12 protein-coding genes are annotated in these 10,583 nt (G+C 63.9%); 6 read left to right on the top strand and 6 right to left on the bottom strand.

Features of this window, described 5'->3' with window-relative positions:
* Nucleotides 1–62: 62 nt before the first annotated feature.
* From ACU0AG_RS06240 to ACU0AG_RS06220, 5 genes are all read right to left on the bottom strand, one after another.
* Entirely contained in the window at nucleotides 63–491 is a 429-nt protein-coding gene (locus ACU0AG_RS06240; RefSeq protein WP_482781386.1) for an MAPEG family protein, read from the bottom strand.
* Nucleotides 492–501: 10 nt separating this feature from the next.
* A complete protein-coding gene (locus tag ACU0AG_RS06235) occupies nucleotides 502–957 on the bottom strand; it encodes an MAPEG family protein (RefSeq protein WP_482781385.1) in 456 nt (151 codons plus the stop codon).
* A gap of 93 nt (nucleotides 958–1,050) precedes the next feature.
* A complete protein-coding gene (locus ACU0AG_RS06230) occupies nucleotides 1,051–1,686 on the bottom strand; it encodes a class I SAM-dependent methyltransferase (protein ID WP_482781384.1) in 636 nt (211 codons plus the stop codon).
* A complete protein-coding gene (locus ACU0AG_RS06225; protein ID WP_482781383.1) occupies nucleotides 1,686–2,900 on the bottom strand; it encodes a BtaA family protein in 1,215 nt (404 codons plus the stop codon). The genes ACU0AG_RS06230 and ACU0AG_RS06225 overlap by 1 nt, the downstream gene beginning before the upstream one ends.
* Before the next feature lie 74 nt (nucleotides 2,901–2,974).
* Nucleotides 2,975–3,937 (bottom strand): threonine ammonia-lyase, encoded by a 963-nt coding sequence (locus tag ACU0AG_RS06220; protein ID WP_482781382.1) that lies wholly within the window; start codon nucleotides 3,935–3,937, stop codon nucleotides 2,975–2,977.
* Between the two features lie 63 nt (nucleotides 3,938–4,000).
* Between ACU0AG_RS06220 and ACU0AG_RS06215 the strand changes: the two genes are divergently transcribed.
* From ACU0AG_RS06215 to ACU0AG_RS06200, 4 genes are read left to right on the top strand one after another with little or no spacing between them, the layout of a single operon-like run.
* On the top strand, nucleotides 4,001–5,227 hold the full coding sequence (locus tag ACU0AG_RS06215) for a saccharopine dehydrogenase family protein (protein WP_482781381.1): 1,227 nt from the start codon (nucleotides 4,001–4,003) through the stop codon (nucleotides 5,225–5,227).
* Between the two features lie 32 nt (nucleotides 5,228–5,259).
* Nucleotides 5,260–5,580, top strand: coding sequence for a DMT family protein (locus tag ACU0AG_RS06210; protein WP_482781380.1), 321 nt, complete (start codon nucleotides 5,260–5,262; stop codon nucleotides 5,578–5,580).
* Nucleotides 5,580–6,773: a carboxynorspermidine decarboxylase gene (locus ACU0AG_RS06205; protein WP_482781379.1), complete on the top strand. Its 1,194-nt coding sequence runs from the start codon at nucleotides 5,580–5,582 to the stop codon at nucleotides 6,771–6,773. The genes ACU0AG_RS06210 and ACU0AG_RS06205 overlap by 1 nt, the downstream gene beginning before the upstream one ends.
* A 38-nt stretch (nucleotides 6,774–6,811) precedes the next feature.
* The gene (locus tag ACU0AG_RS06200) at nucleotides 6,812–7,342 is read left to right on the top strand and encodes a type III secretion system chaperone family protein (protein ID WP_482781378.1); all 531 of its coding nucleotides are present in this window, start codon (nucleotides 6,812–6,814) and stop codon (nucleotides 7,340–7,342) included.
* Between the two features lie 16 nt (nucleotides 7,343–7,358).
* Here ACU0AG_RS06200 and ACU0AG_RS06195 read toward each other — a convergent pair whose 3' ends face one another.
* The gene (locus ACU0AG_RS06195) at nucleotides 7,359–8,342 is read right to left on the bottom strand and encodes a DUF3137 domain-containing protein (protein WP_482781377.1); all 984 of its coding nucleotides are present in this window, start codon (nucleotides 8,340–8,342) and stop codon (nucleotides 7,359–7,361) included.
* Nucleotides 8,343–8,417: 75 nt separating this feature from the next.
* Here ACU0AG_RS06195 and ACU0AG_RS06190 point away from each other — a divergent pair, with 75 nt between their 5' ends.
* A complete protein-coding gene (locus ACU0AG_RS06190) occupies nucleotides 8,418–8,966 on the top strand; it encodes a LemA family protein (RefSeq protein WP_482781376.1) in 549 nt (182 codons plus the stop codon).
* A gap of 222 nt (nucleotides 8,967–9,188) precedes the next feature.
* Nucleotides 9,189–10,394: a type III PLP-dependent enzyme gene (locus ACU0AG_RS06185; RefSeq protein WP_482781375.1), complete on the top strand. Its 1,206-nt coding sequence runs from the start codon at nucleotides 9,189–9,191 to the stop codon at nucleotides 10,392–10,394.
* Nucleotides 10,395–10,583: the final 189 nt, after the last annotated feature.

Below are 10,583 nucleotides of genomic sequence, written 5' to 3'. Positions count from 1 at the left end.
GGAACAATTGGTGAAGGGGTGGGAAGACGGGGAGGGCGGTCTGCATCGCGCGCTAGCGCGATCTAGAAAACAGTAATCGCGGCGTGCAGGATCAGCGCCATCAGCACCAGCGATGACAGCGCGAACAGGGCAAAGCGCACCAGCACGCGGTTGACGGTTGCCTGCACGATCGAATGCGCCACCCGCAGGCCCGTATAGGCCCAGGCGAGGGTGGCGTTCAGACCGTCGCCTTCGCCGATGATCGCCAGCACGATGGCGACAGCGTAGAACACCGTCGGGGCTTCGTGCAGGTGGTTGTAATTGTCGGCCTTCCAGCTCACGGTTTCGGGCAGCTTGGCGCGCAGGCTCGCCCCGTCGCTGCCGACAAGTTTGGTGCCGTCGATCCCGGCCTTGTTCATCGCCGGGATGCGGGTGGCATACATCCACAGCCACATCACCATCGTCCACGCCAGCAGCGCCACGACGGGTTGAAGAATTGCCATTCCGATCATCGCGATATCCTCATGCGGGAAGGGCCGAAGGATCGGCCAGCAGGGTTGCCATCACGGCGCGCACCGCCAGCACGATCAGCGCAATGGTGCTCAGCAGGAACAGGGCGAAGCGCACCGGCACGGTGTTGACGAGGTTCTGCCACAGCGAATGGATGATGCGCAGGGCGACATAGGCCCAGGCCAGCGTCACATCGAGCGCGCCCGGCCCGGTCAGGGCCAGGATCAGCACGGTCGCATAGAACAGCGTCGGCTGTTCGTGCAGGTGGGTGTGGTTGTGCGCCGGCCAGTTCGCCTTGTCGGGCAGCACGCCTTCCAGATCATTGCCGCGCACCCCCGCCTTGTTCGGCAGCACTGACTTGTCGGCGATTTTCGCAACGGCGCCGAACCGCGCCGGAATGATCCACAACAACACGATCAGCGTCCACACCACCAGCACGGCGGCGGGCGCGAGTATTTGCGCTTGCATCGATTGATCCCCTTGGTGAGCCTCTCACTCGGCCTGCAGACTGCGAGAGACGCAAAGGATTGTCAAATGCAACCCATCAGGCCGGAAACCGGTCTAGGCGCGCAGCACGTGCAACTGGTAATAGCCGAGCGGTCCGCGCCTGCTCGCCAGCAGCAGTCCGCGTGCCGCGGCGATGCGGGCCGCAGCCTGCGGCATGGCGGTGCGCGGCGCCACATGGAACTTCGCCAGCCACGCCCGCAGCAGGCGGCGCAAGGGGCCGGGCAGGCCTTCAAGATCGCCGAAATCGACGATGTGCAGCGCGCCGCCTTCCGCCAGCAGACTGGCCGCATGGTCGAGCGCGGCTTCCCATTCGGGGATCATCGACAGCGAATAGGACAGCACGATGCGATCGAACCGTGCCTCGGCCAGCAGGCTGTGCGGATCGAAGGTGCAGGCATCGCCTTGCCCCAGCCTTGCGCCTTCGCCCAGCGCCGCGCGCGCGCTCTTGAGCATTTCGGCGGAGATATCGAGGCCGAACAAACGCACCCCCGGCCATGCCTTTCCGATCCGGGCAAGGTTGCGCCCTGTCCCGCAGGCGACTTCGAGCACCCGCATGGCGGGCTGCGCATCAAGCCCTGCAATCAGCGTGTCGCGCCCGAACAGGTAATATTTGCGCGTCAGATCATAGATATGCCGCTGCCCGCGATAGACCTCGTCCATCAGTGCGGCATGGCCCGTTGCAGCAGCCATCACGCCAGCTCGTAAACATGGACGCCGCCATAGATCGACGAGCGGTCGCGGCGGGTGAGATCGGCGGAGAGTTCGTCGAGATAGCGCCATTTCGACAGGATCGCGTCGTCGAGGCGGCCGGGCAACAGGCTCGGCTCGGCGGCGGTGCGGAACAATACGCGGGCGCCGGGGCGGCTGGCGCGGGTGATCCGGCTCCACAGATCGTCCAGCTGGGCGTTGTTCATCCAGTCCTGCGCATCGAGCAGCACGAAGCGGTCCATGCTCGCCTCGGGCCGCGCGCCGATCCAGTCCACCATGTCGGCGCGGGTCACGTCCAGCCGGTCGATCCGCGCCTTCATCGCCTCCCAGTTTTCGCGCTGGAGATAGGGCGGCAGAGGGGCATCGGCAGACCGGTCATAACCACGCCCGAAGGCCTGCCACGCGAAGTAATTGTCCTTCACCGCGAAATCGCAGGCAAGCTTTTCCAGCCGCCGCCGCAGCACCTCGGCCATGCGTTCGTCACCCGCGAGGTGCTCGAACTGCGCGGGCGGAATGCCGAGACCGAACAGCGAGGCGGGCTGATCGGTCAGCCAGCGGATGAACTTCTTCTCGAACACCGGAGCCAGCTCGCGCTCGAACACCTCGCGCTGTTCCTCCAGCGTCTGCGCTGCCAGCACCTTCGACAGATCGATCTTGTAGAGGCGGGCAAAAAGGTGCGCCAGACCGATGAAATTGCCGAGCAGCCCCTTCCGGTAGATGCCTTGCGTGAAATAGGAAATCCGACGCCGCCCGCGAATGTCGCGCTTTTCCCAGTAGGCGCGGCTGACCGGGTCGAGATGGGGGGCGATCATGGTGCGGTAGACTTCCGCATTCTCCTTGTGATCGGCATGGGCGAAGAAGCGGTGGAACCGCTCGTAACCGGGCAAGTGGCGGATCGCGGCGATCTTGAGCCGCCCCAATGCCACATGGGCGTGGTTGAGATCGACCGCGGTCACGCTTTCAGGGTTGGCGGTGAGATAGGACAGCGCGTTGCAGCTGCCGCTGGCGATGCACATCAGGCGGCTGTCGGGCTGGATGGCGAGGCCTTCCATATCGACCACCGGATCTTCCCAGATCTGGGCATAGACCAGCCCCTTGAAGGCAATGGCAAAGGCCTTGTCGAGCAGCTTGTCGCCGATCCCCGCATCCTTGCGGACCACCGCATCCTCGATGATCCGCTTTGCCTGTGTCGCCATGTGAGCCTGCCCTTTCGTAAGGTCAGCTGCGCATTATGGTCCTAGCGTGTCGGGCGTGTGACGGTTTCCACAGGTCAGTCCGTGCCCGCAATCGTCGCCGCATAGGCTGCCGGATCGGCGTTGCCGCCGGTGAGCATGATGACGGTGTCCTCGTCCACCGGCACCTTGCCTGCCAGCGCGGCTGCCAGCGCCGCCGCGCCGCCGGGTTCGACCACCAGCCGCAGGGTGTTGAACGCGAAGCGCTGCGCATGGCGCACTTCGGCATCGGTCACGGTCACGCCCGGTTCGGCGCGGCCCTTCAGCAGACCGAGGTTGAGCGGTTTGGTCGCGTTTGGCTGGAGCGCATCGCAGATTGTCCTTGGCGCGTCCGGCGCGGCGTGGACGATGTCGCCCGCCGCCATCGCTTGCCCGACCATATCCCATCCGACCGGCTCGACCGGATGAACCGCGCTTGACGGAGCGCCCAGCGCCAGCCCCGCTGCCAGCCCGCCACCGCCGCAGCAGGCGATGAAGCGCGACGGGGCGCGGCCCAGTTGCGCCGCTGCCTCGATCGCTGCCGAGCCTTGCCCCTCGATCACCCAGGGATCGCCGAAAGCATGGACCAGCGTGCCGCCGCGTTCGGCGATCAGGCTGGCCGCCACCGCATCGCGATCCTCCTGCGGTCGCCGGTAGAGCACCACCTCGGCCCCCAGAGCGCGGGTGTTGGCGAGTTTCACCTGCGGCGCATCATGCGGCATGACAATCGCGGCGCGGATGCCGAGGCGCCTCGCCGCCCATGCCACGCCCTGTGCGTGATTGCCCGATGACACCGCAACCACGCCGCCCTTGCGCTCTTCATCCGAAAGGCTGACCAGCCGCCACCACGCGCCCCTGATCTTGAAGGCGCCGACAGGTTGCAGCACCTCGGCCTTTACCCATGCCTCGACGCCGTTGATCGTGAGCGGCAGCAGCGGGGTAGGGGGCAGGATCGCCGCGACAGCCTCGGCGGCGGCCTCTACGCCTGCCGTGGTCGGTATTCTGACATCAGCTTGGATCATTTGTCCCCTTTGGCGCATTGGAGTAGGGCACGCGCAAGATTCGCATAACGAAAGGTTCCTATCATGTCGGCAGCAAAGTCCACCACGGTCCTCGTCATCGGTGCCGGCGGGGTCAGTTCGGTGTGCGTCCACAAGATGGCGTTCAATCCGGACATCTTCCCCGAAATCCACCTCGCCAGCCGCACCAAGTCGAAGTGCGATGCCATCGCCGCTTCGGTCAAGGAGCGCTGCGGGCGCGATATCGCGACATACGAGATCGACGCCGAGGAAGTCCCCGCCATGGTCAACCTGATCCGCAAGACCGGTGCAGGCCTCGTGGTCAACCTCGCGCTGCCCTATCAGGATCTGCCGATCATGGACGCCTGCCTTGAAGCGGGCGTGGATTACCTCGACACCGCCAATTACGAGCCGAAGGACGAGGCCAAGTTCGAATACAAGTGGCAGTGGGCCTATCACGACCGCTACAAGGATGCCGGGCTGATGGCGCTGCTGGGTTCGGGCTTCGATCCGGGCGTCACCAGCGTGTTCACCATGTGGCTCAAGAAGCACAAGCTGAAGACCATCCGCCAGCTCGACATTCTCGATTGCAACGGCGGCGATCACGGCCAGCATTTCGCGACCAACTTCAACCCGGAAATCAACATCCGCGAAGTCACCGCGCCCGCGCGCCACTGGGAAAACGGCGAGTGGGTGGAAACGCCCGCCATGTCGAACAAGGTCGCCTTCGACTTCGAGGCGGTCGGCCCCAAGAACATGTATCTGATGTATCACGAGGAGCTGGAAAGCCTCGCGAAGTTCGTCCCCGAACTGGAACGCGCGCGCTTCTGGATGACCTTTGGCGATCAGTACATCACGCACCTCACCGTGCTGCAGAATGTCGGCATGACCTCGATCGAGCCGGTCAAGTATCAGGGCCGCGACATCATCCCGCTGCAATTCCTCGCCGCCGTCCTCCCCAAGCCCGAAACGCTGGGCGAGACCACCAAGGGCAACACCAATATCGGCGTGATCGCGACCGGCGAGGCGCTCGATGGCAGCGGCGAGAGGACATTCTACATCAAGAACATCTGCTCGCACGAAGCCGCCTACGAGGAAACCGGCAATCAGGCTGTCAGCTACACCACCGGCGTCCCCGCCATGATTGGCGCGGCGATGATGGTGCAGGGCAAGTGGACCGGTGATGGCGTGTTCAACATCGAACAGATGGACCCCGATCCCTTCATGGACATGCTGAACCAGCACGGGTTGCCGTGGACGGTCGAGGAAATGGACGGGCCGGTCGGGTTCTGATGGGCGCCTTTCCCGCGCTCCTTCCGATCGTCATGCTCGCTGCCTCGGCGGTGGTGATGAATGTGGCGTGGTATTACCATCTCAAGCAGCCCTCTCTCGGGATGCTGGCCGCGATCGGGCTTGCGTGGGGAATTGCGCTGATCGAATACTGCCTTGCGGTGCCGGCCAACCGGATCGGCATTGCTACCTATTCGCTCGCCGAGTTGAAGACCATTCAGGAGGTCCTATCTCTCGGCACATTCGTGGCTGTGGCGTGGGTGCTGTTCGGACAGATCCCCGGACCCAGCCAGCTTCTCGGTTTCGCGCTCATTGCAGGAGGCGCTTTCATGATCTTCAAGAGCCCGCTCGGCTGATGCAAACCAAAGCCGGTGATCCGGGCGCCTTTGCCCATTTCGATCTGTCGCGTGTCGACAGCCCTGCCTTTGTCGTGGACGCTGCGAAGCTGCGCGCCAATTGCCGTGTGCTGGCCACGTTACGCGATGCGGCGGCGGCGGACGGGGCGGACATCAAGGTGTTCGCTGCACTCAAGGCGTTCTCGATGTGGTCGGCCGCGCCGATCATCGGGGAGTATCTCGACGGCGTCTCGACCTCCGGCCTGTGGGAGGCGCGGCTCGCATCCGAATTCTACGATGGCGAGATCGCCACCTATTCCGCGGCCTTCAAGCCGGAAGAGCTGGAGGAAATCTGCCGGCTTTCGGATCACGTGATCTTCAATTCGCCCTACCAGCTTCAGCGCGCGCGGCTGATCCTCGATCAGGCAGCAGCCAACGGCGCGCCTGTCAGCGTGGGCCTCAGGATCAACCCGCAGGTGCCGACCGGCGAGGTCGCCAAGTATGATCCGTCCGCCCCCGGATCGCGCCTCGGCTTCCCGCTCGACCAGTTGACCGAGGAGCACATGGAGGGCGTGGAGGGCATCCACTTCCACAACCTGTGCGAACAGGATTTCGAGCCATTGAAGGCCACATGGGACCGCGTTTTCGACGTGATCGAGCCCTATTTCGGCCAGCTCAAGTGGATCAACATGGGCGGCGGCCACCATATCACCCGCGCCGATTACCAGCGCGAGGAACTGGTCGAATTCCTCAAGGATGCGGCCAGCGACACCGGCTGCCAGATCATCCTCGAACCGGGAGAGGCAGTCGCGCTCGATGCCGGCATCCTCGTCGGCACCTTGCTTGATACGCACTTCAACGAAATGCCGGTCGGGATCACCGATATCAGCGCCACCTGCCACATGCCCGATGTGCTGGAGGCGCCCTATCGCCCGGCGATGCTCGGCGAGTTGACCGATCCGGAGATGATCCCGATCCGCCTCGGCGGGCCTTCGTGCCTCGCGGGTGACGTGATCGGCGACTATCGCCTGCCCGTCGCGGCCGAACCCGGCGCGCGCTTCGCCTTTCTGGATCAGGCGCATTATTCGATGGTCAAGACCAACACCTTCAACGGCGTCGCGCTGCCCAGCATCTGGATGTGGGACAGCGAGACCGATGCTCTCGACTGCATCAAGCGCTTCACCTACGAAGATTTCCGGGATCGTTTGAGCTGACAGCCGCCCTTCTTGCGAGGGTGCAGGAGGGGGAAGGTATGGGGACATTTTCTCGGACATTGGCTGCTGCGATGGTGCTGGCGTGCAGCGCTGCACCGGCGCTGGCGCAGGATTATGTCGGATCGCAGCTGAAGGTGTCGGTGACGCAGGGCGATCTGCTCGCGGTGGTCGGCTCGCTCGGTCATCAGGTGAGGGAAGAGGGCACCCCCGACAATATCTATGTTGTCGCCGAGGACGAGGCAGGCACGACCTATTTCCTGTTCGGCACCGCCTGCGATGTGAACGGTGTGCCCGGCTGTCAGGGGATCATGATGCAGGTGCGTTACGATCTGCCCGCCACCACCTCGTTCGAGACGCTGGCCCGCGCCAATATGGAACAGGCCGCGCTCAACACCTGGGCCGATTTCGAAGGCCGGACGCTTGGCTTTACCCGCTATCAGGTGCTCGATCACGGGGTGACGATGGACAATATCCGCGCCAATGTGAACGTGCTGCTGGCGCTGGTGGCGGAAGCCCTGCCTGTCGCTGCGGGGGAGCCGGCGGCCGAGGAGCCGGCAGCGGATCTTTAACGCAAGCGGAGCGGAACTATTCCTGCGGCGATGAAGAAGCCGCCGGATCGATCACCCGCCCGCGCTCGTTCTGGTTGATCGCCAGCGCCAGACCTGCCAGCGCCGAGAAGTGCTCCGCCGCCTCGGCGGCGCGGTCGCGGTCGTTGGCCGCGTCCATCGATCCGCTTTCGAACATGTCGCGCGCCTCGACAGCGATGATCACTTCGCCGTGCGAGAACAGCGCGCGCATTTCCTTCCCGCCGAAAACGCGCTCCAGCTTCAGCAGATGCTCGACATAGGCCGGGTGCACCAGCACGCGGGCCTCGACCTGATCGTCGCTATAGAGCGCGAAGACATCGCCGAAATCGGGGTGCACCTGATCGACCCGGTCGAGCCGGTGGCCGTCGAAATTGACACTGTCGCGCGCGCCGCCAAGACCCAGCCACTTGCGGTGGGCCCCTGCGCGTTGCAGCAGCGTGGTCGAATGGAACTTGCGGCCAAAGCCCATGGTGATGATCACTCCGCGGAAAACCGTCACCCAGCGGCGGTTCTTGCCCGATCCGCGCCGTTCCTCGAGATGGGCCTCGTAAAGGCTGAAACTGTGGCTTTCGAGCGTGCCGAACCAGTGATCCTCGAACGCGGACCGGTGATAGGATGGCACCAGTCCGAAACGCCGGCAGGCTTCGAATTCGGCGCCGGGTTCGACATCGTGTTCATAGGAAACGCCGAAACTCGCGGCGATGGCGGAATTGATGCCGATCTTGATTGCCCTCGTCGCATCGGCGATCGGCTGATAGCCCCACACGCCCACACCCACGATCACGCCGAACGAGATGATGCCCTTGAACATCGGGGGCAGGGCAGGGCCGAACCACAGGAACGCCAGCACCGGCAAGGCAAGCGCAGCACCCCAGGTCCAGCGCGATGCCGCCTTTTCCTTGGCGACAGTTCGCATTTCGGCCTGCCCGGCGAGCCATTCGCCCAGCTGACCCTGCATCAGGGTATCAATATTCGTGCGCATTGCCTCTCCCGCGCGATTCTTTAAACCATTGTGCAGCATAAGTGCAGGTGTCTGGTAAAGAGGGGGGCGTTGAATATGACGATCGGGATCATTGTGGCTGTGCTGGCGCTGGTGGTGCTGGTGATCGGCATCTACAACCGGCTGGTCGGCCTGCGGCAGGGTGTCAGGCAGGGCGTCGCCGATATCGACGCGCAGCTGCGCCAGCGCCACGATCTTATTCCCAATCTGGTCGAGACGGTAAAGGGCTATGCCGGGCACGAATCGCAGACGCTCGAAGCGGTGATCGCGGCGCGCAATGCCGCGGCGAGCGGCGGGCCTTCGTCGGGCACGGAACAGCAGCTGCGCGGCGCGCTCGACAATCTGCTGGCGCTGGGCGAGGCCTATCCCGATCTCAAGGCGAGCGCCAATTTCCAGGCGCTCCAGAACGAACTCGCCGATGTCGAGGACAAGCTGGCGGCGGCGCGGCGGGCGCTGAATGCGGCGGTGGCGCGGTTCAACGCGGCGCGCGAATCCTTCCCCGCGGTGCTGTTTGCCGGAATGCTCGGATTCGCCGAGGCAGACTTCCACCGGCTCGACGACAGCGAAAAGGGCAGTGTCGATCAGGTTCCGCGGATCGGCTTCTGAGGCTTGGAAACCGCGAAAATCCGCGGTTTTCAGTCACATTCCGGTCGTGTTTGGCTGGGTGTCTCGGAAAAGTAACATTTCGCTTCGGCGAAGCCCATTTTTCGTTTGCAATTCCCCCCCCAAGCCCTATTTGCGCCCTTCCGCTGCCCCAAGGGGACTTCCAAACCGCAAGGCAGCTTGTCGTTTTATGGTTCAACAGAGCCGTTTTGGGGGTCCCTTGAGTTGCACATCTATCCCGACGCACTGGCTGTAGTTCGCGACCTCCGTCCGGACGAACCCGTCATTCTCAATCGCCCGCACGCAGCGCGGCGCGCCGCCCGCTTCTTTGTCGAGAAGTTTCCGGGCAAGGTGCTCTATGCCGTCAAGGCGAACCCGGCCCCCGATCTGATCGAGGTGCTGTGGAGCGCGGGCGTCACCCATTACGATGTCGCCTCGATTGCCGAGGTGCGGCTGGTGCGCGGCATTCTGCCCGATGCCGTGCTGTGCTTCATGCATCCGGTGAAGACACCGGCGGCGATCACCGAAGCCTATTTCGAACATGGCGTGCGCACCTTCAGCCTCGATTCGGTCGAGGAGCTGGCCAAGATCATCGACGCCTGCCGCAACCCCGAAACCGGCGAAGCGCCGCGTGACCTGCGCCTGTGCGTGCGGCTGCGCGTGTCGAGCGAGTATTCGGAGCTGTCGCTTGCCAGCAAGTTCGGCTGCGACCTGATCGAAGCGCCCGCGCTGCTTCAGGAAGCCCGCCAGCATTGCGACTGGCTGGGCGTGTGCTTCCATGTCGGCAGCCAGGCGATGACCCCGTTTGCCTTCGTGCAGGCGCTGGACCGCACCCGTGCGGCAATCGCAGAGGCTTCGGTGGTGATCGACATGATCGACGTGGGCGGGGGCTTCCCGAGCGCCTATCCCGGCCTCGAACCGCCGCCGATGGAAGATTACTTCGCGATCATCGCCCGCCACTTCGAAGCCCTGCCGATCGCCTACAACGCCGAACTGTGGTGCGAACCCGGCCGTGCGCTGTCGGCCGAGTATTCCTCGATGATCGTGCAGGTGAACAAGCGCCGCGGCGAGGAGCTTTACATCAATGATGGCGCTTACGGCGCGCTTTATGATGCGGCTCACGTCGCGTGGCGTTTCCCCGTGCGGGCGCTGGAAGACGATCTGATCGAGGAAAACGCCGATTTCGCCTTCTACGGGCCGACCTGCGACGATGCCGATTACATGAAGGGCCCGTTTGCCCTTCCGGCTGACATTCAGGCAGGCGACTATATCGAGATCGGCATGATCGGCGCCTATGGGGCGGCGATGAAGACCGGTTTCAACGGCTACGGCGCGGCGGCGGTCGTCACCGTGGCCGACGAGCCGATGATGAGCCTGTTCAACGGCACCCGCGTGCGCGAGGCGAGCGACAATGTGGTGAGCCTGCGCTGATCCACGCAGCGCTTGCGATCAACTGAAACGCATAGGCGGCCCGGCACAATGTGTCGGGCCGTTTTCGTGTGTGGCGTCGGGAATCCCACGGTTCAGCGCCAACCGCTCCCAGCACGCACCGACGGGGCCTGAGCCCGCTCTAAATGATAGTATTATTCAACATTGCCTATTAGTGTGATTATTGAACAC

The organism is Erythrobacter sp. RANMB8, from assembly GCF_056848235.1.
This window is presented reverse-complemented; position numbering and strand designations above follow the sequence as displayed.